The 25,949-nt window shown below is 65.9% G+C and carries 27 protein-coding genes and 1 pseudogene; 10 read left to right on the top strand and 18 right to left on the bottom strand.

The window, feature by feature from the left end; all coding sequences use genetic code 11:
• Window positions 1-10: 10 nt before the first annotated feature.
• Window positions 11-796: pseudogene (locus ACYCO6_RS17340) on the top strand (IS110 family RNA-guided transposase); the annotation flags it as partial.
• Between the two features lie 441 nt (window positions 797-1,237).
• On the opposite strand, the gene ACYCO6_RS17335 reads toward ACYCO6_RS17340, so the two are convergent.
• The 3 genes from ACYCO6_RS17335 to ACYCO6_RS17325 form a co-directional block, all read right to left on the bottom strand.
• The gene (locus ACYCO6_RS17335; RefSeq protein ID WP_459773210.1) at window positions 1,238-1,585 is read right to left on the bottom strand and encodes a hypothetical protein; all 348 of its coding nucleotides are present in this window, start codon (window positions 1,583-1,585) and stop codon (window positions 1,238-1,240) included.
• A 1,186-nt stretch (window positions 1,586-2,771) separates the two neighbouring features.
• Window positions 2,772-3,032 carry a hypothetical protein gene (locus ACYCO6_RS17330; RefSeq protein WP_459773209.1) on the bottom strand — a complete coding sequence of 87 codons (261 nt, stop codon included), beginning with the start codon at window positions 3,030-3,032 and terminating at the stop codon, window positions 2,772-2,774.
• A gap of 801 nt (window positions 3,033-3,833) precedes the next feature.
• Window positions 3,834-4,034 (bottom strand): hypothetical protein, encoded by a 201-nt coding sequence (locus ACYCO6_RS17325; protein ID WP_459773207.1) that lies wholly within the window; start codon window positions 4,032-4,034, stop codon window positions 3,834-3,836.
• Window positions 4,035-4,129: 95 nt separating this feature from the next.
• Between ACYCO6_RS17325 and ACYCO6_RS17320 the strand changes: the two genes are divergently transcribed.
• Window positions 4,130-4,498, top strand: a complete 369-nt coding sequence (locus ACYCO6_RS17320) for a hypothetical protein (protein ID WP_459773206.1) — start codon at window positions 4,130-4,132, stop codon at window positions 4,496-4,498.
• Window positions 4,499-5,839: 1,341 nt separating this feature from the next.
• A complete protein-coding gene (locus tag ACYCO6_RS17315; protein ID WP_459773204.1) occupies window positions 5,840-5,974 on the top strand; it encodes a hypothetical protein in 135 nt (44 codons plus the stop codon).
• 87 nt (window positions 5,975-6,061) lie between these two features.
• Here ACYCO6_RS17315 and ACYCO6_RS17310 read toward each other — a convergent pair whose 3' ends face one another.
• Together ACYCO6_RS17310 and ACYCO6_RS17305 are read right to left on the bottom strand one after the other, a co-directional pair.
• A complete protein-coding gene (locus ACYCO6_RS17310) occupies window positions 6,062-6,616 on the bottom strand; it encodes a Ros/MucR family transcriptional regulator (protein ID WP_459773203.1) in 555 nt (184 codons plus the stop codon).
• A 237-nt stretch (window positions 6,617-6,853) separates the two neighbouring features.
• Window positions 6,854-7,093, bottom strand: coding sequence for a hypothetical protein (locus ACYCO6_RS17305; RefSeq protein WP_459773201.1), 240 nt, complete (start codon window positions 7,091-7,093; stop codon window positions 6,854-6,856).
• A 286-nt stretch (window positions 7,094-7,379) separates the two neighbouring features.
• Here ACYCO6_RS17305 and ACYCO6_RS17300 point away from each other — a divergent pair, with 286 nt between their 5' ends.
• Window positions 7,380-8,096 carry a carbonic anhydrase gene (locus ACYCO6_RS17300; RefSeq protein ID WP_459773199.1) on the top strand — a complete coding sequence of 239 codons (717 nt, stop codon included), beginning with the start codon at window positions 7,380-7,382 and terminating at the stop codon, window positions 8,094-8,096.
• 82 nt (window positions 8,097-8,178) lie between these two features.
• Here the strand turns inward: ACYCO6_RS17300 and ACYCO6_RS17295 are convergent, their stop codons facing one another.
• On the bottom strand, window positions 8,179-8,388 hold the full coding sequence (locus ACYCO6_RS17295) for a hypothetical protein (protein ID WP_459773197.1): 210 nt from the start codon (window positions 8,386-8,388) through the stop codon (window positions 8,179-8,181).
• A 118-nt stretch (window positions 8,389-8,506) separates the two neighbouring features.
• Entirely contained in the window at window positions 8,507-9,187 is a 681-nt protein-coding gene (locus ACYCO6_RS17290; protein ID WP_459773195.1) for a glutathione S-transferase family protein, read from the bottom strand.
• 297 nt (window positions 9,188-9,484) lie between these two features.
• On the opposite strand from ACYCO6_RS17290, the gene ACYCO6_RS17285 reads away from it, so the two are divergent.
• The 3 genes from ACYCO6_RS17285 to ACYCO6_RS17275 all read left to right on the top strand — a co-directional run bounded on the left by ACYCO6_RS17285 (window position 9,485) and on the right by ACYCO6_RS17275 (window position 11,434).
• Window positions 9,485-9,904: a hypothetical protein gene (locus ACYCO6_RS17285; protein WP_459773194.1), complete on the top strand. Its 420-nt coding sequence runs from the start codon at window positions 9,485-9,487 to the stop codon at window positions 9,902-9,904.
• Window positions 9,905-10,080: 176 nt separating this feature from the next.
• The gene (locus ACYCO6_RS17280; protein WP_459773193.1) at window positions 10,081-10,281 is read left to right on the top strand and encodes a hypothetical protein; all 201 of its coding nucleotides are present in this window, start codon (window positions 10,081-10,083) and stop codon (window positions 10,279-10,281) included.
• A gap of 73 nt (window positions 10,282-10,354) precedes the next feature.
• The gene (locus ACYCO6_RS17275) at window positions 10,355-11,434 is read left to right on the top strand and encodes an HD-GYP domain-containing protein (RefSeq protein ID WP_459773191.1); all 1,080 of its coding nucleotides are present in this window, start codon (window positions 10,355-10,357) and stop codon (window positions 11,432-11,434) included.
• 693 nt (window positions 11,435-12,127) lie between these two features.
• Here the strand turns inward: ACYCO6_RS17275 and ACYCO6_RS17270 are convergent.
• Window positions 12,128-13,711: a GGDEF domain-containing protein gene (locus ACYCO6_RS17270; RefSeq protein WP_459773189.1), complete on the bottom strand. Its 1,584-nt coding sequence runs from the start codon at window positions 13,709-13,711 to the stop codon at window positions 12,128-12,130.
• Between the two features lie 165 nt (window positions 13,712-13,876).
• Here ACYCO6_RS17270 and ACYCO6_RS17265 point away from each other — a divergent pair, with 165 nt between their 5' ends.
• Entirely contained in the window at window positions 13,877-14,092 is a 216-nt protein-coding gene (locus ACYCO6_RS17265; RefSeq protein ID WP_459773188.1) for a hypothetical protein, read from the top strand.
• A 273-nt stretch (window positions 14,093-14,365) separates the two neighbouring features.
• On the opposite strand, the gene ACYCO6_RS17260 is transcribed toward ACYCO6_RS17265, so the two are convergent.
• Window positions 14,366-15,241 (bottom strand): bestrophin family protein, encoded by an 876-nt coding sequence (locus tag ACYCO6_RS17260; protein WP_459773187.1) that lies wholly within the window; start codon window positions 15,239-15,241, stop codon window positions 14,366-14,368.
• 820 nt (window positions 15,242-16,061) lie between these two features.
• Entirely contained in the window at window positions 16,062-16,244 is a 183-nt protein-coding gene (locus tag ACYCO6_RS17255; protein WP_459773185.1) for a hypothetical protein, read from the bottom strand.
• A 65-nt stretch (window positions 16,245-16,309) separates the two neighbouring features.
• Here ACYCO6_RS17255 and ACYCO6_RS17250 point away from each other — a divergent pair, with 65 nt between their 5' ends.
• Window positions 16,310-16,735, top strand: a complete 426-nt coding sequence (locus ACYCO6_RS17250) for a hypothetical protein (protein WP_459773183.1) — start codon at window positions 16,310-16,312, stop codon at window positions 16,733-16,735.
• 158 nt (window positions 16,736-16,893) lie between these two features.
• On the opposite strand, the gene ACYCO6_RS17245 is transcribed toward ACYCO6_RS17250, so the two are convergent.
• From ACYCO6_RS17245 to ACYCO6_RS17210, 8 genes are all read right to left on the bottom strand, one after another.
• Complete coding sequence (locus ACYCO6_RS17245) at window positions 16,894-17,094, bottom strand: hypothetical protein (RefSeq protein ID WP_459773182.1); 201 nt, start codon at window positions 17,092-17,094, stop codon at window positions 16,894-16,896.
• A 1,139-nt stretch (window positions 17,095-18,233) separates the two neighbouring features.
• Window positions 18,234-18,713 (bottom strand): cache domain-containing protein, encoded by a 480-nt coding sequence (locus ACYCO6_RS17240; protein ID WP_459773180.1) that lies wholly within the window; start codon window positions 18,711-18,713, stop codon window positions 18,234-18,236.
• Window positions 18,714-18,837: 124 nt separating this feature from the next.
• Window positions 18,838-19,140, bottom strand: a complete 303-nt coding sequence (locus tag ACYCO6_RS17235; protein ID WP_459773178.1) for a hypothetical protein — start codon at window positions 19,138-19,140, stop codon at window positions 18,838-18,840.
• 103 nt (window positions 19,141-19,243) lie between these two features.
• Window positions 19,244-19,471 carry a hypothetical protein gene (locus ACYCO6_RS17230; RefSeq protein WP_459773176.1) on the bottom strand — a complete coding sequence of 76 codons (228 nt, stop codon included), beginning with the start codon at window positions 19,469-19,471 and terminating at the stop codon, window positions 19,244-19,246.
• A 124-nt stretch (window positions 19,472-19,595) separates the two neighbouring features.
• Window positions 19,596-21,017 (bottom strand): hypothetical protein, encoded by a 1,422-nt coding sequence (locus ACYCO6_RS17225; RefSeq protein ID WP_459773174.1) that lies wholly within the window; start codon window positions 21,015-21,017, stop codon window positions 19,596-19,598.
• 69 nt (window positions 21,018-21,086) lie between these two features.
• Window positions 21,087-21,533 (bottom strand): GtrA family protein, encoded by a 447-nt coding sequence (locus ACYCO6_RS17220; RefSeq protein ID WP_459773173.1) that lies wholly within the window; start codon window positions 21,531-21,533, stop codon window positions 21,087-21,089.
• Window positions 21,523-22,485 (bottom strand): glycosyltransferase, encoded by a 963-nt coding sequence (locus ACYCO6_RS17215; RefSeq protein WP_459773172.1) that lies wholly within the window; start codon window positions 22,483-22,485, stop codon window positions 21,523-21,525. The genes ACYCO6_RS17220 and ACYCO6_RS17215 overlap by 11 nt, the downstream gene beginning before the upstream one ends.
• A gap of 474 nt (window positions 22,486-22,959) precedes the next feature.
• A complete protein-coding gene (locus ACYCO6_RS17210) occupies window positions 22,960-25,269 on the bottom strand; it encodes a PAS domain-containing sensor histidine kinase (RefSeq protein ID WP_459773170.1) in 2,310 nt (769 codons plus the stop codon).
• Between the two features lie 268 nt (window positions 25,270-25,537).
• Here ACYCO6_RS17210 and ACYCO6_RS17205 point away from each other — a divergent pair, with 268 nt between their 5' ends.
• A complete protein-coding gene (locus ACYCO6_RS17205) occupies window positions 25,538-25,936 on the top strand; it encodes a hypothetical protein (protein WP_459773169.1) in 399 nt (132 codons plus the stop codon).
• Window positions 25,937-25,949 lie beyond the last annotated feature (13 nt).

Below are 25,949 nucleotides of genomic sequence, written 5' to 3'. Positions count from 1 at the left end.
CTCCTCATGTGAGCCGTTCATCAAGCGGCAGAAGAATGACACGGCCGATGCGGAAGCGATCTGTGAGGCTGCCCAGCGCCCGACCATGCGGTTTGTGGCCCTCAAGAGTGCGAACCAGCAGGCCGACGCCGTTGTATTCCGCACGCGGGACCTGCTGGTTCGCCAGCGCACGCAAACCATCAATGCGCTCCGCGGTCACCTGGCCGAGTTCGGGGTGATCGCCGCCAAAGGGCCGGTCCATACCTCCAAGCTCATTGCGGCCATCGAGGATCCCGCCTCCGATCTGCCCCAAGCGGCGCGAGGGATCCTGGCCGTGCTGGTCGAGGAGCTCAAATCTTTGGACGAGCGCGTCGCCGTGCTCGACCGCGAGATCGCCCGGCATGCGACAGAGAACTCCGTCGCGCGTCGGCTGATGACGGTCCCGGGGATCGGGGCTGTGACAGCCGCAGCTCTCACGGCGCTCGCCCCACCGGCCGAGACGTTCCAGCGCGGTCGCGATGTCGCGGCTTGGCTCGGGCTGACCCCGGTTCAGCGCTCCAGCGGGGGCAAGGAGCGGCTCGGCCGGACATCCAGAATGGGCGAGCGTACCCTTCGGCGCTTGCTGATCATCGGTGCCAGCGCGGTGGCACGCTGGGCCGCGCGCAAGGGCGTCCCGGCAGGCTCGTGGCTGGGGCGCATGCTCGCCCGCAAGCCGCCGATGCTGGTGCGGGTGGCTTTGGCCAACAAGATGGCCCGCATCGTCTGGGCGCTGCTGGCGCGCGGCGGAGTTTATCGAGCTCCGGTCACGACGGTGTAGGCGTCGTCGCGACCGCGAGGCTGTCGAGGCGTGGGAGGGTCACAGGAGAGGGATGGCGCTAGGGTCACGGAGACGGGATCGGGAAAACCAGCTTTGCGACAGGCGCCTCGAGCGCGTGGGCGTGCATTGGACCTGATCCGCGAACTCCCATCCGGGCCTGCGGCGTGTGAGCCGCATCACAGGCCGCACACATGTCAGCACCTGACCACGTGCCACACCGCTCTCGAAGATTTCTCTTGCTCCTCAAGGGGCGTCCACACATGTCGCAAAAATTTTTGCCATAGAAAATTGTGCTCCCGGCACGGGCGTACCCCGGTCCGATGGGACGATCTCAGGCCCGGCAAACCCCTTCGCCGACCTGGTCGAAGTGGGTGAGCAGGCATTCTAGCGCCTTGTTCAGAGGAGATTTTTTCGGCCGTTGAACGTTTGCGACACGCCCCTTCAGCCCGCCCGGTTCGCTGCGGCGGGCTCTTCCTTTTCGGCTATTCGACGATGCGCCGCATCCCAGGCGGCAGGTCCGGCCTCGGCGTCCGTGGGCTCTCTTGAAAGGGCCGCTGTTGAGCGCGTCCAGGATGTCTCTTCTCCAGCGGAACAGAAGGTCCAGCTGATCAGGGATGGCGGTAGGCCAAGGCGCAAGATGTCCAGGCCGCAGCGAGGTTTCTGTGTCTCGCCCTGGACCAGACGCGTCAGCGCGGTGGTCGCCGTCTCATAGCAGCCGAGCAGATCCTGCTCGAAGAGCACGGCGAAACATCCCCGCTTGCCGATCCGGGTCCATTCGATACGGAACACCCCCTGATGTGTCTCGTACAGCCAGCAGCCTCTCAGCATCAGCGGTTCCTCCAAGGTTTTATGGAGAAACGATGAGCCCAGGAGCGCGGATCCGGATCGGGCTTCAGTCAACCTGATCAGCTCTTGCGCGCAATAGCCGCCTCGTACCGCTTAGCCTGAAGCCGCATCAGCCCGGTAATGACTGCGAGGGAGCCTCGGTAGACAGTCCAAGTGCCATCGTGCGTTGGCAATAGCCGGATCATGAGCGCTCCCCCGTAGTTGAATTACGCAGAAGCTTAACCATTCGTTAACCGTTGGCAAACGGGGGTCGCCGGCTACGGATCCCCTGAATGCCAGCCCATGGTCACGGGGCCGCGCGATCGCAACACCTCCGCAGGTGAACGGCTCCAAAAGGTGTCCGAAGCGTCCGCAGTCCGCGCGGCAGCCCGGGTCGCCAGGCGGCCTTCTTTACGCCCTCAGGCGGCGAGATCGGCCAGCCCAACGGCCTCGCAGTGTCGGATCGCAGCCGCCAATCGCTGATGCTGGCGGCCTCGCAGAACACCGCCTTCGCGGCATCAACTGCAGCTTCCTCGGAGAAGGCGGACACGACGACCTGCCGCTGCAGGACGTAGTGGTCGTGGCCGCGACCATCTGGAACGACCTTGTGAAAGGTGACGAGGAACGTGCGCATGTCTCCGGGGCGCTAAGCACGCGAACGGGCCGCCCCCATGGGCAACATGAGGGCAGCCCCGCGTTGTAGTAGGAAATTTGGTGCGCTCCTCCTTCTAGCCAGATAATCGGTCAAATCTGGCAGATCACACCATGTTCCCGTCCGCTTTCGTACAGAAAACATCGCAGAACTATCCCGCTTCTTGCTGTCAAATGCATCTTTGCCGTTAGCTGAGCTGCATCAAGGCGCGTGTGCCGGAGCACCTCTGCCAGCAGTGAGTCGTGACAGCTTACCTCCAGTCGGTGAAAACAATGCTGCTAGGAGGAACGACAATGGAATGGCTCGTGATTTCTGCGTTCTCGACCATCGCCTCAATGGCTGTAGTGACGACCGTGCTGACGCTGATGGCGCTTTAGCAGCAAACAGCCGCCCCTCTCGGGAGCCATCCGGCTTCGGGCGGGTCTACCTATCGTCAGTCCGGAGAAACCTCTTCAGCCCGCCCGGCCCAACCGCGGCGGGCTTCTTCGTGCGCACCCGTCACGCCTCGGTCGCCGCATCCACTGCGAGCAGGAGATTGTCAGAGTCCCCGGCTACCCCGGCGCCGCGCCGCTCCAGCTCGACGGTCAGGGCCCGCGCGATGACCTTGGCCGTCGCGACGCCCTCCTCGGGCGACAGGCGCTTGGTCTGGAGCCGCCGCTCGCGCTCAGCCGCCGTGTTAACGTAGGCGGCGACACGGCCGCCTGCGTCGACCACCTTCACGGACTCGTCCATCACGACGATGCGGAGCGGGAGCTGCAAGCCGAGATCGCACATACGGCTGAGCTACAGCGGAACGTACGGGCGGGGAAGGCTCGTGCCCCTCCGGGAACCGTTCGACTGCAGGCGGGTCTACCGGTGTATCTCCTCTCAGACGAGACCACCTTCAGCCCGCCCGGTTCGCCGCGGTGGGCATTTCTTTAACCGATGCGCGGCATCATCCGCTCGGATCCGGAGTCACCCTCCCTCCGACAGTCGGATCTGAAGAAGCCCGCCCGGTTCGCCGCGGCGGGCTTTCTTCGATCCGGGCGAGGCAGCCTACGGCACGCCGTCGCACCGTCTGGTAGTCGACCGTAACTACCTAGGTATCGCCTCGTCCCACCCCCGGTGGGGCTTATCCGACCTGATTGCTACTTGGCCCGCCCGGATCGGCCGGGCGGGCTATTTGCGCGCGCCCCATCGTTGCGCGGTTGCGCAGTTGCATGCTTTTCCGATGCTGCACCTAGGCGAGCCCCGAAATCGCGCGGCCCTGCGTCCTTGGGGTGGCGTTATAGGGACCCATGCCGCCGCCCATCCCGTCCGCCCGTCCGTTGTATAGCTAAGCTCACGGCAGGCGAGGGCGGGCGGCGGGCCTCAAGCCCGCCTGATCTGCCCGCGGGCGTCAGCGGGGCGTTGTGGCGATCTCAGGGGCACCCCATGGGCACTCCAGGCTCCCCATACGCCACGGGTCCCCTTCAGACGGGGAGGGCCATGCGGGGCCGCGCGAGCGCAACACCTCTCCAGGTGAGCGGCTTCAAAAGGTGTCCGCATGTCCGCACTGTCCGCACGGCGGTCCGCCAACCGTTAGGCCGAGGCCCCGACCATCCGAGCGCGCGCCTCCGTCAAGCGCTCTTGGGTCGTGCGGGTCGGCATGTCGGCGAGGACCTTCTCGACAATCTGCCGGGTCGCCGTCCGAGTTAGGCCGAGGTTGCGCGCGAACCCGTCGAGGCGGTCCATCATGTACTGCACCTCACCCTTGACGTTGCTGTTTGCGGGATCGGTCACAGCCTTTCCCTTCGCCGGAGGCGCCAGCAGGATCGCCGGGGAACGCCGATAGGGCATTTCCGTTTCGGCAACCGTTCGGCCGTACGGCCACCGGCATGTCCCACCTCCCGCCCGCCGTCGCCTCCTGGCGCGACCAGATCGAGCGCCTGTCCCCGCACGCCTCGCCCTGCCGGCATCTCGCGCCGACCAAGTGGACCGGGATCCGTGAGAGCGCGCTGGGCTTCTGCGACCAGTTCGGTGCCGAGGCGTACCGGCTCGGCTGGACAGCGCCGCAGCTGTTCGGCGTCCACCCGCAGCACGGCACGATCCGGGTGGACTATTGCGGCGCGCTGATGATCGGTGCCGAGCCGGTGCGCAGCGTCGAGGCCAACCGGATCCTGTTCGAGCGAACCTCAGCCTATCGGAACGGACCGGGCCAGCAATGGGGCGTGCCGGTCTGGAAGTTCGCGGCGAAGAGCGGCTGAGCCACGCGACCATCAGCATGCCGATCCGGCGCGAGCACCGCTTCTTCTCTCCAGATTGCCGGACGGCAGCAGCTCGCGCGGGCTGGCTCCTACTTCGAAGGCGTACTGGCCGGCGCAGGTGTCGATGTTGTGCCCTGCGGTGGTACGTCTTTAACCCTAGTCTGCTCGCTTGCCGGATCGACCACGCCCCGATCTTGGTAGAATGCAAATATCCCAATTCCAGCGACAAACAGCAGCAATGCCATTATCACTGTAATGCTGATTTTTTGGTCTTTTTGTCCAATTGATCGTGCCACTTAGCGTTCCTATTCGACACACAAAATTGCAGACCTGTAGGACGTGATCGCGGAGGTCGAGATGGCCGTCGGTGCGGAGGATGGCTGATGCGTATCGAAAGAGCCCCGCAGCTCGACAGCCGCGGGACTGAGCCTTCCGACCGACTGCTGCAGGGTCGGCATACGCGCTGCTACATGCGGGAGTGCCGCCCGTGATGGCGCCGGGACCGGCGATGGTGCCGAGTAGCATGCCGCCTGCCCATCAAACCGGTCTGGCCACCCATGGCTTTCTCGGAATTGCTTTTCACGCTGCCAGGGTTGTTCATGTTGCCTTGTGCGCTGCCGCCACCGCCGGGGGTCTGGGCGAGAGCTGCCCCTGCCATGGTGAGAGAGAGTGCGGCAGCGCGAGCGATTGTCTTTATCGACATGGCGTTTTCCTCCGACTTATCGTTATGATCGGCCGCGCGTGTAACTCCACGGCGTTTGATATTGTTCATCCACCCGGGGACCGCAGGCTTCCCGAAGGGATAGCCGTGAAATGAGCGAGGGGTGCACCGTTGTTCCCGGCGCACGAATGAGCGGCCGTTCGTCAGATCGCAGCTCAGCGACAAAGTCGATCGAGCGTTGGCAACGTATGAAGGCGAAATACTCAAGCTTCGGCGGCCTTGAACATCAGATCCGCCAATCCGCGATGTAATATGTTTCGCACGAGTGACAAATCTTTATTTGATTTACGCGACCCAATGGAACCAAGATTTCGAATGGAAAATTTTACAACGTCTATGCGCGCTCGCTTGAGCAATGTTGAAGGATGGGAGGCATGCTGATGTACATCGCCACCATTTATAACTCTGTCTCCGGCGAGCGGCCGCGGCGACACGATGTGCTTTTAATTACATGAGAGCTTGTAATGCCTAGGGCTACGAAGCTTCCAGCATGGCTTTCACGTCGTGGCTACCGAGATCGTCTGAAGCAGCGCTTAGCAATGACACTGTCTCAAGAGCGGAATGCCGAAACTGTGGCGCCGGAGCTTCTCTCATCTGAGGAACAATCTGCGGACGAGAACGTGCTTCTCTTTCCTCTGAGCCGCATTTTTGGCCGTCCTGCCGCGGCCTTGCTGCTCGGGCTCTGCCTGAGGGTTGCCTGCGAACTGGAGGGCGCTCAGGAGAGCACCATCCTGCAGATCACCGGAGCGGCCTGATCCGAAAGGCAATCTCCGAGACCCGGTAGCTGCGCAACGCGGAGGCCCCGACAAGGCTCGGGCCTCCGCGTTCTCACGAATGCCAGCTCACTCAGCAGCTGCGGTCATCGTCTTTCTCGGCTTGCGTGCCTTGGCGGGCTTCGCGGCAGGCTCAGCAGTCTTGTTACGGCCTCTGGTCTTCGGGGCCTCTGTGACGGTCTCGACCGTGGTCGCCGCCTTGGCTGCCGCCTTCTGACGCTGCTGGCCGAGCCCGAGGCTCTTGGCCAGCGCTGAGCGCTGCTCGGAGTAGCTGGCAGCGACCGACGGGTAATCCCGAGGCAGGTCGTAGCGCTCACGGTACTCTTGGAAGGTCAGACCATGCGTGCTCAAGTGCCGCTTGAGCGTCTTGTATGGCCTGCCGTCGATGAAGGAGATCAGCGCGTCGGGCCTGATCGACTTCCGGATCTGAGCTGGCGTGAGTTTCTCGACGGCTGGGGCTTCGGATGCGTTACCCTGGCCGAGGCGGTTTAGCGCGGAGTAGATGCTGGAGATCAAGGCCGGCAGCTCGGCACTCGGAACGCTGTTGTTCGCCACGTAGGCCGCCACGATACTCGTGGCCAGTTCCGTACGATTGTTTGTCGGGGTTACGGTGTTTTCGTCCATGTAACGCTCCTTTACGAGGTGAGCACACGAACGAGACAATTTGTTCCTAGAGTCAAGTGGTTTGCGCTAAATTCCGGAGCATAGCTCAAGTTTTTACGTTCGTCAGCCGACGCATCTCTAAGGATCGGGCGTCGGTCACCCCGTATTACGCCCGATTGGCCGCGGTACGACGATGAGCGCGCTCGATCTGTTTCTCTGCCGAGCCTAGGTCGGCTCGGCAGAAGTTCGTTAGCTCCATTAGCGGGCGAGCGATCCGGTGACCTCGGGCTCGGCGACCTTGGCGACGTCCTGAGGCCGCTCGGCCGCCGGGACGAGGCGTGGCGTGGTCACCAGCTCGGAGGCGGGATGCACGGCAGCGGTGGCGTGAGCCTGCGCACGATAGATCGGCGGGAATACGTTGATGCGCTCGTCAGCCATCGCAGTGCCGATCATCGGCAGGGCGGCGAGGGCGGCGAGAACGATGGTGCGAATGGTCATGGTGTTGATCTCTCATGCGTTTCGGGATTTGACCCCAGCGTCGATGGTCTATGTGTGCTGCACCGCAGCATCGTTCAAACAACTGCGGTCAATAATCGGAATCAATGACGTCAATGATGGCGGCGAAGAGCCTGATAGTTGGAGGCAGGCTTCTTAGTCGGCAGCATGCGCACGATCAGCCTCGCCGGGTCGCGGGCTGCAGCTCTTCACGCGAGCTGAACTCCGGCCCGCAACCAGAATTGACCCACACCCGTTTGGGCATTCTGATCCTCTCGGGAGGAGACACATGACCCAGCTCAGCCGTCGGCGCTTCGTCACCTGCGCTTGCTGCGCGTCAGTTGCTGACCTGACAGGCATGAGCATAGGCATGACCCCAGGATGGGCGGCCGCTGGCAAGCACACGGACTTATCCCCCGAACAGGCGCTCGCTCGGTTGAAGGAGGGCAATCAGTCCTTCATCACCGACGCGCCCTTCCGGCGCGAGAGCACGGACCGCGACCGGCGCATTGAGATCGCGCGCGGTCAGACGCCGTTCTGTGTGCTGGTGGGCTGCTCCGACAGTCGGGTGTCGCCGGAGCTGCTGTTCGGCCGCGGCCTGGGCGAGCTGTTCATCGTGCGCAATGCCGGCAACACGGTCGACACCACCGCGATGGGCTCGATCCAGTATGCGGTGGTGGAGCTGGGTGTGCCGCTGATCGTGGTGCTTGGCCACGAGAAGTGCGGGGCGGTGCAGGCGGCCGTCAGCGTGGTGAAGGAGAACGCCACCTTCCCCGGCAGCATCGGCCAGATGGTCGAGCCAATCGTGCCGGCGGTGCTGAAGGTACAGGGCCAACCGGGCGATCTGCTCGACAACGCAGTACGTGAGAACGTCCGCCGTACCGTCAATCGGCTCCGCACCTCGGAAGCTTTGTTCACGGAGCCGCTGAAGGCCGGCCAGCTGAAGATCGTCGGCGCCCGCTATGACCTCCGCGATGGCAGCGTCGACTTCTTCGACGAGGGCTGAGGCGTGAGGGCTGCGGGGCCGCCGCTACCATCGCCGACGCTATCACCGCTGGTATCGCTGAGCCCCGGCTTGTCCGGTTAGTTCAGCCCACGGCGCGGCCTCGGGTCCCCAACCGCTCTGCCTCGGCCCGCCACGCATCACACTCGATCTGCACCGCCTCAATGCGGGCGTACAGGTTTCCAGCGTCGATTGCGGTCTCGACCAGCATGTCCTGGGCGGCTGCTAGCTGCTCGCGCAGCTCGATGTTCTCCCGGGCCAGAGCGACGAGCAAGGCGGTCACGTCATCGCTCATCCCCGCCCCTGTGCACCGGATCCGAGCGGGCGCCGAACTCGCCCGCTACCCTCAAGCGCCGGGGTCCACGATTGATCCGGAGGCCAGCTCGCGCAGCAGCGGCGCGCACTGGCCTGCCTTAGGTCGCTGGGGCGAGGTGCTTGAACATGTGAGCGCGCGCCTCATCGTCCATCTCAGCCTTGAAGCTGAAACGATCCTTCAGGCTGAGAGCCCTCTGAGCGGCAGGTCGCGCGGCGATCTCGTCGTGGAGGCGCTTCACGTTGGGCAGCTTGTCCCAAGCGTCGTCTCCGAGCACGAACGGCAGCATCCGCGCCCAGCCCCACACGCCCATGTCGACGATGGTGTAGGTGTCGCCAACCATGTACTGGCGGCCGGACAGGTGGCTTTCCAGCACGCCGTAGTGGCGACGTGCCTCGTAGGCGTAGCGCTCACGGGCGTAGGGTACCGGCTCGGGTGCGAAGTGCCGGAAGTGCACAGCCTGCCCGGAGAATGGCCCGATCCCTGTGGCCACGAACATCAGCCACGACAGGAGCGGTCCCCGTTCGGCGGCATCTGCGGGCAGAAAGCGTCCGGCCTTTTCGGCGAGGTAGAGCAGGATCGCGTTGCTGTCGAAGACGGTGACGTCGCCGTCGACAATTGCGGGCACTTTCCCGTTGGGGTTCACGGCAAGAAATGCTGGCTCGAACTGCTGGCCGCGGCGGGTGTCCACCGGCATGGGCCGATAGTCCAGGCCAAGCTCCTCCAGCAGGAGCGCGACCTTGGTCGGGTTCGGTGACAGGTTGAAGTAGAACGTGAGCACCGCGCGCCTCCGCATCGCCAGCCCACTTCACTGCAGCGCCACGGGGGCGGTCAGAGGATATGGGGTCACGAGGACCTGAGCTTGTGCCGATCCGGTAACATCGGGGCAGCCCAGGCAGTCAGCGGGGTGTGCCAGACCTCTGGTGCAAGCGGAAGAGGGGTTCATCCCAAACCCTGGTGATGGGACGCGATCCGAGCGCGATCTAGAAACCGAGGGACGCTGCAATCGGCGCCGTGGATGCGGATCTAGCCGGAACTGCTACGCTTTCTTCACGGCGAGTGGCACAGTGCTACCACCATGCCGATCCGGCCCGAGCACCGTTTCTTCTACCCCATCGACTGGCCGCAGCTCTCGGGCGTGATCCGGTTCGGCCGGGCTAAGGGCCGCTGTGACGGCTGCGAGCGGCCGCATGGGCAATTGGTCTACCACCTCGACGATGGCCGCTGGTTGGACGCTGGCCGCTGGCGCGACGGCTGGGGCAGGCGGATCCGGATTGCTTCGGAGACTGACATCCTTGGCCTCGCCCGTCGGACCCGGGTCATCCTCGCCGCGGCCCATCGGGATCACGACACCTCGAACAACGCGGACGCCAACCTCGCGGCCTTCTGCCAGCGATGCCATATTATCCACGACCGGCCCGAGCACCGGAAACGGCGGTGGGCGACGCTGTTCCGACGCAAGGCGCTCGGAGATCTATTCGGCGGGCCATATTCCTAAACGAATGCGAGTGCCAAGGCTGTTTACCGATGTATTTACTACTGTTGATCGCCGTATTTTTACCGCGCTTTCGATAATCGGTAGCCGGGCCGGATCCTAATCAGATTTGAGCGGCTCCGTACGGTCTCGTTTACCCGCACCGGGCATACTAATCCTCGACAAAACGGGAGGTGAGTATGCCTAAGTTCAAATTTGCCGTGATCGCCGCCGCTCTCTTCGGGATGTTCGGCGCCACGGCTGACGCTGAGTTGTCGCTGGCGCAGCGCGGCGTCTTCACGGTCGAGGATGTATACAGCCAGATGGGCGGTCTGCCCTTCGAGCTGAGCACCGCCGTGCCGAACTCCCCCATGCCCCAGCGCCTCGCGGCTCGGTCGTAACGCTCGCCAAAGCTGCAGCTCGCACGCGGTCGCCTGCCGCACCGGCGAGACCATCACGCGCGTGGAGGAGCAGATGCAGGACGGACACGATCTGCGCGCCGTCGTGCTCGACGACGGCGAGTTGAACAATCTGGTGATGGTCGCCGCCCTGCAGCCTATCGCCGGCTGCGCCGCCCACGCCTTCACAGTGCCGGCCGAGGCGCTCGCCTTCGCCGCCGCTCATGCGGACGAGATCGGTGTATTCATCACCGACTATGAAATGCCGGGCATGAACGGCGTCGAGGTCATTCACGCGCTGCGCCGTAATCCGGACCTCGCGAGCCTGCCCATCATCATGGTGACGAGCTACGACGCACGGTCCGTGCGGCAGCAGGCGTTGGTGGCCGGCGCGACCGACTTCCTCAGCAAGCCCGCCGACCCCGTGGAGATCCGTGCCCGGGTGTCGAACCTGCTGGCCCTGGCGCGGGCCCACAAGGTCCAGCGCGATCACGCCGCGCACCTCGCTCGCGAGGTCGCTGCGGCAGTGGCCTTGGTTGAGGAGCGTGAGCGCGAGATCGTCTCCACCTTGATGCGAGCTGCCGAGGACCGAGACACGAACACCGGTAACCACATCGCCCGTGTCTCGGCCTACACCGGTCTGATCGCGGAAGCTCTCGGACTACCGGCAACCGAATGCCGCCTCCTGAGCCTTGCAGCGACCATGCACGACGTCGGCAAGATCGCGGTGCCCGATTCCATTCTGCTCAAGCCGGGGCCGCTCACGCCCGAGGAGCTGCGAGAGATGGAGCGGCATACCGAGCGCGGCGGGCGCATCCTGGGCGGCAGCACCTCTGTGGTCATGCGTCTGGCTGCCGAGATCGCGGTAAGCCACCACGAGTGCTGGGATGGGAGTGGTTACCCGCACGCGCTGAAGGGTGAGGCGATCCCGCTGGCTGGCCGCATCGTCGCGGTGGCCGATGTCTTCGACGCGCTCACAACGGAGCGGCCCTACAAGCGCGCTTGGTCGTCGGAGGAGGCGCGGGCCTACCTTGCTGAGCGTGCAGGCGCTCAGTTCGATCCGCAGGTCGTCGAAGCCTTGCTGCGCCAGTGGTCACAGGTCGAGGCGAGCCGGCGAGCGATACAGGGCCCGCAATCGGTGCCGAAGGTGGCCTGACGGCGGCGTAGTCCAAGACAGCACATCGATACACCGCCAGGGCCACCGGGCAGCGTCGTCAAGGGATGCAACCTCCTCGGCCCTGACGAACAAGCCGCTACGTGCCATCGTCTGCCCGCCCCGACAATCCGGCGAGAAATTTAGAACAGAAAAAGAACATGGACAGGGTTCACGTTCTGGTAACCATGCCGCAGCAGGCTCCCGGCAGCGACGGGAGCGCGACCCCCGAGCGCCGGCAGAGCAGCATCGACCCGGTACACCGGTGCGGCCTCGCTGTTGCAGTCGCTGTGGGCCCGCTCCGTCTACACCGGGGCGGGCCTTCTCGTTCTGGCGTTAGCCCCGCCTCAGCGGGCCACAGCGATCAAGCTTGAGGCACGCTCTCGGCAGTGGACGATTAGAGTTGCTGGACGCGTCGGGATGTGTCGCGATTGCGGTAAAAGTCCCAGAGCAGGAAGGCGGGGAACGGGAGCACGATGGCGAAGAAGATCCAATCGAACATCCGTGGCATGGGCGAGCCTCCTGAGGTCTATAGGCCGCCAACCCCCATCGGGCGCAGCAGATCCGACATGGGTCGCTACAGCCAGACATCGCCCAAGCGCAGCGACCAGATCACGTGCCCATTAGGGGGAGTGCGCAGGGTAGAGGTGAACCGCTGAGCGAGAACAGCGCTACATCACCCTTCAGGCGGCTTGATCAGCTCACGAGACGCAGGGTTTTCTTGCTCCGTTCAGCGGCACGAACTTGGTTCCGGCCTGCTCCTTTGGCCGCGTACAGCGCCGCATCCGTCTCCGCGATGAGTGCTGATGCGTTGTGCGCCAAGACCTCAGGAACACTGGCTACACCGCAACTCACCGTCAGCACCGCGTGCGGGCCTGCTGCGTGAGGCATCCTCCAACCCACCACCGCCATTCGGATCCGCTCGGCCACGACTATGGCGCCCACCAAGTCAATCTCGGGCAGGATGACTGCGAACTCCTCGCCGCCGATGCGACAGGCCATGTCACTGGAGCGGTTGGCGGCCGCCCGGATCGAGCCGGCGATCAGCCGAAGTGCCTCGTCGCCGCGCTGATGGCCGTAAGTGTCGTTGAAACCCTTGAAGCAATCCGCATCGATCAGGATCAGCGACAGCGGCCGCCGGCCCCGCACTGCACGGTCCCATTCCTGTGCTAGCACCTCGTCGAAGCGCCGTCGGTTGCCGAGGCCGGTCAGCGCATCGGTGGTCGCCTGCGCCGCGAGATGAGCATTGGCAGCGACCAGCCTCGTCTCGGCCAGTTCACGACGGCTCAACTCGCGGCGAAGAAGCCATGTCAGGCCGACGGTGACACCGCACAAGCTGAGCAGCACCATTCCAAGGCCGAGGGCTTTCTGCCACCATTCGGCGTAGATCGCGGACGGTTCGACGGCGATGCTGAGGGTGAGGGGCTCCAAGCCGAGGCGTGCGAAAGTGAAGTGACGCTCGCCATTCCCGAGCATCGCCGGCCCGACGAAGCTGCCCTCTCGCACTGCGATCATGCGGCGGTAGCTCGGAGTATCAGCCACACTCGTGCCGATTGCGCTCTGATCGAAGGGCTCGCGCATCAGGACGATGCCCTCCGGTCCGTAGAGCGTCACGGTTCCGGCATGCTCGGCGTCGACCGAGGCGAACAAGCGGCGCAGGTAGTCGATCTTGATACCGCCGACGACGACGCCGGCAAAGGAGCCGCCCGAGTTCAGCAGGCGCCGGGAGAGCATGATCATATGCTGGCCGCTCACCCGCGAGACGGCGGGCGGGCTAATGTGCAGACCGTCATCATCAGGATGGGCGAGGAAATGGCGGAAATACTCGGTCTCAGACCGGTCGAGCCCCTTCGGCACCAAACGATCCGAGCCGGCGACGACGACGCCGTGTGTGTTGAGCAGCAGCAGGAACGCAAAGCCCGGTGCCGAGGCGGCACGATCAAATAAGATCAGTTGGCGCAGCTCGGGCGAGGCTTGTGCGACATCGGTTCGACCGAAGCTCTCGACGACGCCCTGCAGCGACAGGTCGTAGAGTTCGACGTTGCGGGCGATATCGCGGCCGAGCACCTGCACGAGGCTGCTTGCGGTCAGCTGGCTACGACGCTCGGCGTCCGTGCGCATCTGCCAGAGCAGAAGCGCGGCCACGCTGATCAGGCCGGCGATGGTGAGGAAGTTGGCAAGCGCCAGCCATCGGGCCAACGACGACCCGAGCCACGAGCGGTCAAGGTGCCCTGGCGGGCTGGTCTCAACGTGCACCACCTCGGGCCTGCGCGGCTTCATCTTTCCAGCGCAGCAAACCATGAACCGGTTGCCAATCGCTTAGCGCGACAAGGGCAATTTGTGCGATAGAAGACGACAGGCTCTGCGGCGCCCCTGCGCGTGTTGGCAGGACATGGCGACAATCGCGCGAGGTTCGCGAGGAGCCGCCGAGATCGGGTACGTCCTATGGGCAAGATCGAGGAACAGCGGCATGTGCTGCTGCGCAACCTCGCGACGCATGCTGGTCCGGCGAGAGCCCGGCTGCGTCTATCCCTCCCCGACGCGGCACGTCTGGCCGGCCTCGCACCGGAGGACCTCGCCGCCATCGAGAATGGCAGCGGCTGCACGCTGCCGCTCGCGACGCTGACACATTTGGCTTTGTCCTTGGCCTCACCGAGGTAGGTGTGCCACGTCGTCAGCCGCCTGGGATGCAGTAGCCGGTTCACGAGTGGTGGAGATCTCTACCGACGTGCGCAAGCAGGTCGACGCTGCGCTGTTCGCCATATCGGTCCGGTCGTATGACACCACAGCACAGCTCAGCCCGCGCCACCACCCGCGAGAATTCTCGTTCGGGCTGATCGGTTGAGGTCGCCCGCTGCCCCTCGGCAGCCTTTTTCCTTCCATCGAGGTGGCTCCGGCGCGGCGCCCTCAATGAGGGCCGCACGGCCGGGTCATCTATGGGAGGACACCGTGGCGGGCGCGGATCGGCTTGGGTGCCGGCTCGCCGATTGATTGAAGAAGGTCGATCTCGATGGTGCGGGTCATCGCGAGCATCGGCAGCGCGTGTGGGCTGTCTGCGAACGGGTCCTCCAGATCCAAACCGATCTCGTCCAGGGCCAGGAACAGAAATCCGACTACGGTCGAGCCCAGCGGGGTGATCCAACCCAGTTCCTGCACCATGGACAGCGGCAGCAACAGGCAGAACGCCCGGACCAGAACGCCCGGCACGGCCGAGAACTGGATGGCCAGGGGGGTGTTGCGGATGCGCTCAAGCCCGCCCTGCGCATTGGCCATGTCGGATAGGATGCGGTCGGCGGACGCGAGCAGCGCGGGGTGAACCGCGCGCTCCTCGGCCAAGTGTCGCAACTGCCCTTCGATCTGTTGCAGGATCGCGTTGGGGACGTTTCGGCGCCCCTGGATGCCGGCGGCCAAGTCCGGTGTGAGAAGCCGCTCAAGGTTCGCCGCAACGTCATTTCCGTGCAGGGCGCCGCGCAGCGCGTGGCCATAGGCCACCATGGCTCGGGTCAGGTCGGGCGCGCCGCCGAACAGCGTCTCCATCTCGCGCGAGAACGAGCGGGCATTGTTGGTCACCGCGCCCCACAGGGTGCGCGCCTCCCACCAGCGCGCATAGGCAGCGTTGTTGCGCACGCTGAGAAACAGCACGAGGGCGGAGCCGATTAGCGAGGTTGGCAGGCTGGGCTGATCCATCCAGGGCCGGTGCGCGGTCTGGAAGACGACCACGACGAGCACATCCCAGGCGAAGAGGACGAGGAGCGCTCGCAGGCCCTCGCGGAGCAGCTGGATGAGCCCAGTACGTCGATCAACGATCATGGCCGTCGCGCGAGCTAACCGACAGAAGGCGGATAAACTAACAAGCTTCGCGGCAGCGGCACCCAGGAAAAGGGCCTTTGGTTTCGCACGATTGGCAACGGTAGGGGATTGCCGCCCGCCATCACGTGCTTGCTCGTTCCCCGATCCTGCCGTGTTCGTTCTTTCGTCCGGCCGCAGACCATCAGCGCATGCCGCGATCCCCTTGAATTCTCGACAGGGCTGATCGGTCGAAGCCGCGGTTGTGGAATGCCCCTTGGCAGTAAATGGCTGCCCTGCAGGGGCTTTGCTCCCAGCCCGTGGCTGTCCTGACGATTTGCTGTTGACGGGACAGCTACACAGGCTGGCCGAGACCGAAGCTTAAGCATATACGTAAATTGCATTCGTGACGCGGTCATGCCCCAATTCGGGAAAAATTAATGACTTGTTAACCATTGCCGGCGCTGGTTCGGCTGGTTCAAAGGAGCCTGTTCCATGATCTCAACCGGTCTCCTCGTCGTGATCAGTGCAGCGCTCAGCGCGGCTGCGGCGGGCGCTGTGAGCGACCCCAACGCGCGCGACAGATAGCGCCTCTTTGGTTGACGTGGCGGGGTGTGACGCCCTCGCGACAGGTCCGATTTCTCGCATTCAGGGTCGACGATAGCCCTCGAACCGGCACAGTTCAGCTGCCACACTGACCGGACTGCACGTCGCCTCCGGTTCTCGCGATGCTCATCACAGCCCGCACCTTTTTCCTTCAGAACCGCGAGGGTAGCGCGGTGCTTGGGTCCTCCGCGCTGTTCATCACAGGGGCTACGATGCTCATCATGCTGCTCGGCTGAGGTTAGAGGTCCTGCCGTCGCCGCAACCGCAGCGCCAGGATCAGCGCACCGGGCCAGAACACGAGGCTGAGCAAGGCGACTGGCACAACGGCGCGACCCTTCCACCATGTGATCGCAACGGGCAGGAACAGCCCTAGCGCCGCGACCGCGAGGAACGCCCAGAACTCAAGGTCGGACATGTCCATGTGCGTTCCGTAGAGCACTTCCACCGCTACGCTTTCTTCACGGCGAGTGGCACAGTGCTACCACCATGCCGATCCGGCCCGAGCACCGTTTCTTCTACCCCATCGACTGGCCGCAGCTCTCGGCCGTGATCCGCTTTCGGCGCGCCGGCGGGCGCTGTGAGGGCTGCGGACGGCCGCACGGGCGGCTGGTCTACCACCTTGGGGACGGCCGCTGGTGGGACGCTGAAGGCGGCCGGTGGCGTGATGGATGGGGCAGGCGGATCCGGATCGCTTCGGGTGCCGATATCCTCGGTCATGTCCGCCGGACCCGGGTTATCCTAGCCGCTGCCCATCGGGATCACGACACATCGAACAACGCCGACGCCAACCTCGCGGCCTTCTGCCAACGGTGCCACATGATCCATGACCGGCCGGAGCACCGACGTCGTCGATGGCTCACGCTGTTCCGGCGGAAGGCGCTGGCCGACCTATTCGGCGGGCCCTACGCTTGAGCGAGCCACTACGCGACCCGGTTGATGGCCGATAGTGGCCCGATGATTGGGACAGGCAGTGAGGATGCCGATGCGGTGCTCGTTCACGGACACCACATCGAGCAAAGCGTTCATGAAAGCGCTCGCATCATCGCTACCATGAACCGCTAAAAGGGGTTCTAGGCTGCGATTTTCCTCAAAAGCGACGTCACTTTATCGAGCGAATTCCCGATCATATCAGCGTGATATTTTATCTCATCAACGTTTAATTTTTTATTCGAATGTGAAGACCACCAAATACCACCGTCAATCGAGCGCATGAGGTCGGTAAAGCGCTGCTGTTGCAGCGCCAGTGCGTCTATGGCGTCTTGATTTGTCATGGCGTTTACCTCCGGTTGGCCCTGAACATACGCCTGCTGAAGCAGGCGGGCGAGGATCTCGCGGACAACCGCGGGCTGCTGTTTCTTCCGGTGAGCACATGCGCAGGAGCGGGCAACCGCCTAGGGGCTCAGGCAGATCGCGCCGTGTCGTTCGGCATACCGCCCGCCCACAGACCTTCAGCGCATAGCTCTACCCGCGCCACCACCCGCGAGAGTTCTCGTTCGGGATGATCGGTCGAAGTCGCCCGCTGCCTCTCGGCAGCCTTTCGACGGTTTTGTATCCACAACCTGCCTCTGTGGATTTCTCCTATCCGTGGGGTGCAGCGTTTTGCACCCTATGCTGCCCAAGAGCACCGGGGCCGCGGAGCGCCCTGCCCGCCTGAGCCAAGCCAGCCACTCCCGGCTGACGATCCGGAGCACGTTCGGGTCTGATTTTCGGCCCTGGTGACGCCGCTCCTGGATGGTCAGCAGCCCATCGCCCTCGGCCAGCCGGATTGCTCCTTGAGCCAGTCGCCGGCAGACACCGGCCCGCGCCGCGATAGCGTCGATGCACAGCCTACAGGCCCCGTTCCGGGCCACCTCGTCCCCGACGATCCGCAGCACCGCCAGTTGCCCCTGCGTGAACCTGCTGGCGAGCGCGGGCGGCATCGGCCCGGAGCAGGCGAGCCGACGGCGCCGCTCAATGGCCTTGGATCGCTCAGGAGCCCGCTGGGGGTGCGGATAAGCGCCGAACCGGGACCCCTTCCTGAAAGACGGCAACATCCTCAACAAACAAACGTTTTTATCCAGGGGGGGGCCCCCATCGGCCCCGACCGGGACCCCGCTCCTGTCCCGATTTTGCTGGTGATAACAACGCGCTACCTTGACTTTGGCCGGGGTCCCGCTTCAACGCCGATCCACAATCAAGGGCATTGCTCACCGGCTCGTGATCGCCCGGACCGATCCGGAAACATTCCCGCGACCTTGGCCCGGCAGGGTCGACCGCATGCCCCTTCCCGCCGCACAAGCCGTCGTCGTCCTGTCCTGCGCCGTCGCAGCCGCAGCGATCTACCTGAGGGCGCTCCCGCAACAGGTCAGGACCCGGGGCGGCTCCCCTCAGCGGCGATAGGCAAGGCGTTCCGGCCTACCGGAACGCGGGGTCAATCGACATAGACGCCGGCGCCGATGAGCGCCTCGACGTCCCCGACCCGCGTGGCGCAGACGTAGCTCCATTTCACGGTCGGGACCGACTGACCGGGCTTGGGGAACATGTAATCGACCCAGCCGGATCCGAACCGGCTGACGACATCCACGAAGTCCCTGTGGAAGCGTTTCCCGTCAGCGTCGCGCTCGTCGAGCAGGTCCCGCCCCTCGCGGTTCGGATGGGCGGCGTTGAACAGCACGACTCCCCGCATGTCGACGACGAACAGGTAGACGTCGCCGTAGCGCCACGGGCTGCCCTTCCGCCGGAACTCTTCGAAGGCCCGGCTGCCCTGGTCTTCCAGAACCTCGGCCGCCCGCGCGACCAGGGTCTCGATCTCCGAGGCCTGATGTGACGCCGGCGGGTTCCTCTTCCCGAAGGCGGGAAACGTTGCGCTTAGAGCCAGTAGAACCGGCCATATCAGCAGGGCCTTGAACATGCCGTGCCTCACCGACTGAGCAGAGCGCCTGCGCGATAGGCCCGGACCGTGGATCGGGAACTCCGTTTCCGGCGCCCCATCGCGACCGGAGCGTGCTGCCGTCACACGGGACCAGCCGCGCGCGTCAGGGGCGGACCTCGAAGACGCGATCCTGGCCGCCGGCACGCGGCCGCAGGCTCGGCCACCACTGGCGTTTGCGAGGGGCGGGCGGGCTGACCGTGCTGGGACGCACATCGAACGCGAGGCGGTTGCGGTGCCGCTCGATGATCCGGCCGAGATGCCTGAGCGCCACGAGCCCTTGCATCGCCATCAGGCGACGCCCTTCGCAGGCGCCATCGCGGTCCAGCCGATGAACGGTCTCCTCAGCGCGCGCGATCAGCTCCTGAGCCTCTAAACAATAGCGTTCCACCTCGGCGAGATCTGGCATCTCATCCTCCACTCCGATCGCATCTCAGAGTTCGGAGGCGGGTGGTTACCGCCGCTGATGGCGGGGCACATCATCCATTTGGATGGTGGTGACAAAATGCCCGCTACACGTCCGGCAGGGGCCGCCCCTTCACGACCACCCGCGGCCACCGGTCGAGGCCGATCGGCATCAGGACGGCGATCTGAGGCGGCACCTCGGCCTCGCCCAGGAGGCTCTTGAGCGAGATCCGGCAGACTTCCTCAAGCTCGGCCCGGGTGCGTGCGCCCGAGGTCTTGATGTCGGCGATCAGGAGTGCCGCGATCTCGCGGGCGAAGGCATCGCCATCCAACATGCCACGCTCCAGTTTCGACCGGGCTGAGCATAGTCTCCGGCCGGCACATCGGGCATCAGGACAGAATTGCGTATCCACATACCGATTGTGGATGCTTGACCGCAGGGCAGGGGGCGCAACCCGATCAGGGACTGCCCCGCCCTCGCCGGGCGCCATCGCGCAGGGCGACGAGGCAGAGCAGCGCGGCCATGGGCAAAAGCCACATCACGCGCGCTTGGTAGCGGTCGAACACGCCGGAGAGCGTCGCGCAGACGAGGGTGTCGCCCAGGATGCAGGTCGCGAAGAACAGCGGCAGCGCGGCGAGCGCCCGATCGCCCCGGGCGATGGCCGCCATGCAGGTCGCCGCCGCCAGGACCCAGGCCAGGGCGACCACGATGGCGTCGACCGTACGGATCAGGCCGTGGGGCACGGCGTCGCGCATCTGGGCGCTCGCCTGGAACGCCGCGCGCGCCTGCGGGCCGAACTTCAGCCCGATGATCTCCGAGATCGTCGTGTAGGGCGGGAAGGCGGAGGACACGTCGGTGTCTGGGGCGTGGGCGCCGAGGGCGCGCCAGAGATTGCCGGCGATCATCGCCGCCACGGCGCCCGGCCGCGACAGCAGGGTGGCGCGGACGATGACCGGGGATTCGGCGCTCATGCCGGCGAAGCCCCCCAGGCGGTCGAGATGGCCGGCTTCCCAGAGGAACTCGTTCGCGGTCGCCGGCAGCGTCTCCACCTGGGCGCAGATCCTGTACCCGGCCCCGGGGCAGGCCTCCCGGAGATAGGCCCGGGCGGGTCCGTACTCGATCAGGTTCGCCAGGAAGAAGGTCTGGCCCGCGGGCGAGACCGCCAGCGTGTGGAACACCACCCGGTTGTAGGCGCCGTAGGCGCAGACGGTCAGCACGACCGGGATGCCGAGGATCGCGCTCCGCAGACACGTCCGGCGCCAGGGCTGCCGCAGCCACCGGCTGAGGAGCGCGAAGACGGCGATCGCCCCGCAGGCGAGCACGAGGTGCGAGAGGTGGACCGCCACGGCCACGCAGGCGAAGCCGACGAGCCCCACCTGCAGGGGCCGGCCGAAGCGTTCGAGATGGAAGCCGATCAGGTAGAACGCGAGGAACAGGTACGCCGTGAAGATGTCCGGCATCAGGAACCCGGCGAACCAGGGCAGCGCCGAGAACGCGCCGAGGAACAGGATCAGGCCCGCGAAGGTGAGCGGCCGATTCCGGAGCGGCAGGACCTGCACCAGCAGGTGGATCAGGACGCTGCCGATCAGGGCCTGCGCGATCACGGGGGCCCAGACGAACCGGTTCAGATGGAAGCCGAACAGGAACAGCCCGTAGAACGGGCTGCGATAGAGCCGCGGCGTGAAGATCAGGTAGTCCGACGTATCCTGGAAAACGAACGGGAAGCCGTTCAGGAGCGCCGGCACGAGCAGGACCAGCATCCCGGCCGGGATCAGGATCCAGGGCGCGGCGGATGCGGCCCGCAGGCGGCTCATGTCGGGCGGGGAGGCCCCGGCTCCCGGCGCGGCGGCGAGACCGGTGGACCGGGATTGAAGCGGCATCGATGGCACGGCGTCCCCCTTGTACGGTCCTGCGGGTGGGCGGGCGGTCCGGGCGGCTCCGTCATCGTCTCACCGGGGCCGATCCGCGAGCGGCAGGGCGGTCCGGGAGAAGACGAGGATGCGGGCGCCCGCGTAGTTGAGGGCGAGGGCGACCGCCGAGGCCAGCGCCAGGGCCGCCAGGGGTGCGGAGAAGGGTGGCGGCAACCGGAAGATCGCCAGGGCGAAGACCAGCATGTTGCAGGCGAATCCGAAGGCCTGAACCATCAGGTAGCCGACGAAGGCCGGCAGGATCGGCCTGCCCCGGCGGTCGGCGAAGCTGATGCTCCGGTTCAGCAGGAACGTGACCAGCACGGCGAGGGCGAACGAAATCCCCCGGGCGGGGATCGGCCCCCAGCCGAGGCCGCGGATGCAGAGCGCCATGATCCCCGCATCGGTGATGAAGCCGATTCCGCCGACGAGGCAGAACCGCGCGAACCGGTCCGCCTCGTTGCGGGGTGCCCGCGCCTCAGGGGACATCGAGCTGCCGGGCCACGGAGAGGTAGAGCAGGCGCTTCAGCTCCTGCCGGGTCCGGGTCGTCAGGTCCAGGATGATCCCGGTGAAGAAGGTCAGCACGCTCAGGATCACGATGCCGAGGCTCAGGATCGCCGTCGGCAGCCGGGGCACGAGCCCGGTCTGGGCGAAGGTGACGAGGATCGGCGCGACCAGCACGAGGGCGGCGAGCAGAAGGGCCACGCTGAGCGCGCCGAAGAACTGGAGCGGACGCTCGTCCTTCATCAGGCGCAGGATCAGGTAGAGGATGCGGGCGCCGTCGCGATAGGTGCGCAGCTTGCTCACGGAGCCGGCCGGGCGCTCCGCATAGGCCGTCGAGACCTCCGCGGCGGGCATGCGCAGCTCCAGCGCGTGGACCACGAGTTCGGTCTCGGTCTCGAAGCCGCTGGACATCGCCGGGAACGACTTCACGAAGCGGCGGGACATGACCTTGTAGCCCGAGAGCATGTCGCGGAACTCGCGCCCGAACACGCCCTGCACCAAGCCGGTGAGGACCCGGTTTCCGAGGCGGTGGCCCGGACGGTAGGCCTGCTGCGAGACCTCCACGCGGGCGCCGTTGACGAAGTCCAGATCGTCCTTGAGCACGCGGCCGACCAGGAACGGCGCCGCCGCGGCGTCGTAGGTCCCGTCCCCGTCGACTAGGATGTAGATGTCGGCCTCGATATCCCCGAACATCCGCCGGACGACGTTGCCCTTGCCCTGCCGCGCCTCGACCCGGACGATGGCGCCGGCAGCCCGCGCGACCTCGGCGGTGCCGTCGTTCGAGTTGTTGTCGTAGACGTAGATGTGGGCCGTCGGCAGCGCCGCCCGGAAGTCGCCGATGACCTGGGCGATGGTCAGGCTCTCGTTGAAGCAGGGGATCAGAACGGCCAAGCGGGGCGGGCGTTCGGTTTCGGCGACGAGGCCAAGAACGGACATGGCGCGGCTCCGGCGCTTCCTGTGAGGCTCGCCACCAGCGTGCGGCCCGCCCGGATCGGCCACAAGCGACCACGAATCCGGATCGGGCAGCGATTTAGGCGTATCCTCGCCCCCCGAACCGGTGAGGGCTACGCCGTTGGGGGTAGCGTCCCGGCGGCTCGAAGCGCCCCCGCCCCCTCGGGCGCGCGGCGTTCCGGGCCGACGCCACGGGCCTCGTGAACGGCGGGCAGGCGGCCGTGCCGATCTCGGTCTGCCTCGGCTCGGTGATGAAGGGGCGTCCCTTCGTGGACCGCGCGGGCTCCTGGAGGTGGCCCCCGCGCATGGCGGAGGCCTCGGCGGACGTCCCGCTCGACCGGCCCGATCCTGCCGCGATCCCAGTGCGCGGCGACCAGCCGGCGGCCGCGCAGGTTCGGACAGGGGTCGCTTCGCTCTGTGAACGAGCGGTGCCCGTACGACACCGGCGAACGCGCGCGCTTACACCGGGTGAGAGACCGGCATCTCCATCCGGCAGCGCACGCCGTCCGGTCCGAGCGTGTACTCGACCGTGGCCTGCAGCGCGTAGGCCAGCGCCTCCTGGATCAACTCGGTCCCATAGCCGCGCCGCTTCGCACTGTCCGACTGCACGGGCACGCCGCTCTCGACCCAACACAGCGTCAGGCGGCGGCGCTCGCGCCGATCGAGCACGATCTCCCAGGTGATGCTGAGACGGCCCGTGTCGTCTCTGAGCGCTCCATGCTTCACCGCGTTGGTCGTCAATTCATGAACGGCCAGGGCGAAATTCTGCACCTGCCGCACGGTCAGATGCACCTCTGGACCGGCGACGCTCACGCGACCGGACCCCGCGTCCACATGGGCCGCCAACTCGGCCCGCACCAGCGCCCCCACCTCGACCGTGTCGCTGCCGAACTGGCTGAGCAGCCCTTGCGCGCGACTGAGCGCATGCAGCCGCTGCTCGAACGCCTCGACCGGACTGCCTTGCCGCAGCGTTCTGCCCAGGATCGCGGCGACGACGCCGAGCAGGTTGCGCGAGCGGTGCTGCAGTTCGTTGATCAGCACGTCCTGGCGCTGAGCCGCCTGCTTGGCCTCCGTCGCATCCTCGGCGATGCCGCCCACCCTCTGAACGCGGCCGTGTTCGTCGAAGAGCGGAAAGGCGGTGACCCTGACCCATCGGAGCGTATCGTCGGCAGACCGCTGGATGCGGAACTCGTACACGCCCACCCTGCCGCTGCGCGCCTGCTCCATGTGCGCCAGGGCGGTATCGCGGTCCTCCGGCACGATCAGCGCGGCCCAACGCTTCACGTCACCCAGGAGGGACTCGACCGGTACGCCGTAGATCGTCGCGAGGGCCGGGCTGGCGTATTCCATGGCGAGGGTTGCCGCGTCCCTGATCCACAACCCGTCGGCTGACGCCTCGGCGAACTGCCGGAAGCGCTGCTCGCTCGCGCGCAGCGACGCCTCGGCGCGGGCACGCTCGACCGCCGCCCAGGTGCGCTCGGCGATCTCTGCGACCAGCGCGATCTCGGCGTCGGTCCACGGGCGTGGATCGGCGTTCTGCACGCCGAAGCCGGCCACCAACCGGCCCTCTTTGATCAGAGGGACGCCGAGGCGGGCGCGGGCACCGAACGCGCGCCAGACCGCGTACAGCGCCTTCGGTGTGTGTTTGGCGTCCGTATCGGGGACCGCGACGATGCGACCAGCCCGGAGTTCGTGCACATCCGGCCCGAACTGTTCGGCCGGGTGACGGCCCACGAAGCTGACCGCATCCGGCGCCCGATACTCGCGCTCGACGACGACGAATTCCTGCCCGGCCTCGAGCACGAACTCGGCATACAGGGCACGGCTGACCTGCAGGTGCTCACCGAGGAGACGCACGGCCACGTCCTGGATCGCGACAGGGTCGGCCAACGGTCGCAACGCGTCGCTGAGCTTGAGCAGAAAGGTCTGACGCTTCTCAGCCTCCTGCAAAGCGCGTTCGGCGTGCTTTCGAGCGGTGACATCCTCGTAGAGAACGGTCAGGCGGTCGCCGCCGCGCGGATAAGCGACGACCTGGAACCAGCGGCCCAGCGCGGCGACTTCGTACTCGATCCGTTCAGGCTCGCCGCGCCGCACGACCCGGTCGAAGGCTTCGTACCACCACGGTTCGAGGTCCGGAAAAAGCTCGTGGGCGGTGCGGCCCCTCGCCTTGGCGGCGGGAATGCCGAACAGCCGCTCGAAGGCGGGGTTGAGCTCAAAGTAGATCTGGTCGAAGGCACGACCCTTCGCGTCGCGGAGCAGGCCGAGGTCGCAGTAGCCCTGGCCCATGTTGTGGAACAGCGAGCGATATCGCTCCTCGCTCTCGCGCAACGCAGCTTCCGCCCGGGCGCGGCCGCCGACCTCAGCGCCCGTCATGTGCACGTAGGCGACCCGCCCGTCAGTCTCGCGCACGGGCGTGAGCAGCGCGTCGAAGACATCGTTGGCGCCCCCCTCACCGCGCGTGTCGAGCGGCTGTCCCACGACCCGGACCGTCTCGCCCGCGAAGGCGCGCTCGTAAAGCGGGGCCACCGTGGCCCAGCCCTCCGGGAAGCTCTCGGGGAGCGGGTGGCCGAGCGCATTCGGATGGCGATCGCCGTAGAGCTTGGCGGCAACCGCGTTGTAGACGAGAACGCGCCGGGGGCCGCAGACGAGCGTCGCGACGAGCGGACTGGCCAGGATCTGCTCGACCATGAGCTTGAGGCGCTCCGACCACCCGCCGGTCGGCCCGAGCGGTGTCGCAGCCCAGTCGAGGGCGCGGATCCGCCGAGCCATCTCGCCGTTTCCGTACGGCCATTCCGACATCGACACGCCACCCCAGCAAGACCGGCCTCAGCATGTCGGCTTGTGGAACGCGGGGCAACGACGGCCATCCACCCTGCGCCGACCGTGATGGGCCGTGATGGCGCTGCCTGCGGGCGCACGTGCGGTCGATCCGGCCCGGCCGAGGTCGCGTTCGATCAAGCACGCGTCTGCGAAACACTTATCCTCCACGCGATTGCACGTCTCCGCTCTTCGCGGCGACCCTGGGTCGGAGGTTTCCATGGCGACCGGATTTCGAAACACGCGCCGAATATTATCACGCGCCGCTTTCGGTGTGATCGCAACGCTGGCCTGTACGTCGATCCAGGCGCAGCCGCTCGTCCTGCAGGTGAATCCGCGCGGTCCGACGACCGGGGGAGAGATCGTGCTCGGGGGCGAACCGGTCACGGTCGCGGCCCTGTTCGAAATGGGCCCGCGCTACACCGCGGAGAACGGGTTCGGCCGCCGGGTCGGCATCGGCAGCGCCGTCCCGTCCTGGATCGAGATGGGATCCTTTCGCAACCAGTCGATCCCGGGCCTGAATCCCTCGGGCGAATACGGCTACTTCATCTCGCCGGACGACAAGGCTGTGGTCGTCGATCTCGACTCGCGCCGGATCGTGCGCGTCCTGCCTCATTGAGGCGCGAGGTCCG

This window comes from Methylobacterium sp. CM6257 (genome assembly GCF_054611515.1).
This window is presented reverse-complemented; position numbering and strand designations above follow the sequence as displayed.

What these genes read in the sequence shown, in the direction of transcription:
- ACYCO6_RS17320 (WP_459773206.1), top strand. Translation starts at nt 4,130, where the DNA reads ATGTCCCACCTCCCGCCCGCCGTCGCCTCCTGGCGCGACCAGATCGAG.
- ACYCO6_RS17310 (WP_459773203.1), bottom strand. Translation starts at nt 6,616, where the DNA reads ATGGACGAAAACACCGTAACCCCGACAAACAATCGTACGGAACTGGCC.
- ACYCO6_RS17305 (WP_459773201.1), bottom strand. Translation starts at nt 7,093, where the DNA reads ATGACCATTCGCACCATCGTTCTCGCCGCCCTCGCCGCCCTGCCGATG.
- ACYCO6_RS17300 (WP_459773199.1), top strand. Translation starts at nt 7,380, where the DNA reads ATGACCCAGCTCAGCCGTCGGCGCTTCGTCACCTGCGCTTGCTGCGCG.
- ACYCO6_RS17295 (WP_459773197.1), bottom strand. Translation starts at nt 8,388, where the DNA reads ATGAGCGATGACGTGACCGCCTTGCTCGTCGCTCTGGCCCGGGAGAAC.
- ACYCO6_RS17285 (WP_459773194.1), top strand. Translation starts at nt 9,485, where the DNA reads ATGCCGATCCGGCCCGAGCACCGTTTCTTCTACCCCATCGACTGGCCG.
- ACYCO6_RS17280 (WP_459773193.1), top strand. Translation starts at nt 10,081, where the DNA reads ATGCCTAAGTTCAAATTTGCCGTGATCGCCGCCGCTCTCTTCGGGATG.
- ACYCO6_RS17275 (WP_459773191.1), top strand. Translation starts at nt 10,355, where the DNA reads ATGCAGGACGGACACGATCTGCGCGCCGTCGTGCTCGACGACGGCGAG.
- ACYCO6_RS17270 (WP_459773189.1), bottom strand. Translation starts at nt 13,711, where the DNA reads ATGAAGCCGCGCAGGCCCGAGGTGGTGCACGTTGAGACCAGCCCGCCA.
- ACYCO6_RS17265 (WP_459773188.1), top strand. Translation starts at nt 13,877, where the DNA reads ATGGGCAAGATCGAGGAACAGCGGCATGTGCTGCTGCGCAACCTCGCG.
- ACYCO6_RS17260 (WP_459773187.1), bottom strand. Translation starts at nt 15,241, where the DNA reads ATGATCGTTGATCGACGTACTGGGCTCATCCAGCTGCTCCGCGAGGGC.
- ACYCO6_RS17255 (WP_459773185.1), bottom strand. Translation starts at nt 16,244, where the DNA reads ATGGACATGTCCGACCTTGAGTTCTGGGCGTTCCTCGCGGTCGCGGCG.
- ACYCO6_RS17250 (WP_459773183.1), top strand. Translation starts at nt 16,310, where the DNA reads ATGCCGATCCGGCCCGAGCACCGTTTCTTCTACCCCATCGACTGGCCG.
- ACYCO6_RS17245 (WP_459773182.1), bottom strand. Translation starts at nt 17,094, where the DNA reads ATGACAAATCAAGACGCCATAGACGCACTGGCGCTGCAACAGCAGCGC.
- ACYCO6_RS17240 (WP_459773180.1), bottom strand. Translation starts at nt 18,713, where the DNA reads ATGTTCAAGGCCCTGCTGATATGGCCGGTTCTACTGGCTCTAAGCGCA.
- ACYCO6_RS17235 (WP_459773178.1), bottom strand. Translation starts at nt 19,140, where the DNA reads ATGCCAGATCTCGCCGAGGTGGAACGCTATTGTTTAGAGGCTCAGGAG.
- ACYCO6_RS17230 (WP_459773176.1), bottom strand. Translation starts at nt 19,471, where the DNA reads ATGTTGGATGGCGATGCCTTCGCCCGCGAGATCGCGGCACTCCTGATC.
- ACYCO6_RS17225 (WP_459773174.1), bottom strand. Translation starts at nt 21,017, where the DNA reads ATGCCGCTTCAATCCCGGTCCACCGGTCTCGCCGCCGCGCCGGGAGCC.
- ACYCO6_RS17220 (WP_459773173.1), bottom strand. Translation starts at nt 21,533, where the DNA reads ATGTCCCCTGAGGCGCGGGCACCCCGCAACGAGGCGGACCGGTTCGCG.
- ACYCO6_RS17215 (WP_459773172.1), bottom strand. Translation starts at nt 22,485, where the DNA reads ATGTCCGTTCTTGGCCTCGTCGCCGAAACCGAACGCCCGCCCCGCTTG.
- ACYCO6_RS17210 (WP_459773170.1), bottom strand. Translation starts at nt 25,269, where the DNA reads ATGGCTCGGCGGATCCGCGCCCTCGACTGGGCTGCGACACCGCTCGGG.
- ACYCO6_RS17205 (WP_459773169.1), top strand. Translation starts at nt 25,538, where the DNA reads ATGGCGACCGGATTTCGAAACACGCGCCGAATATTATCACGCGCCGCT.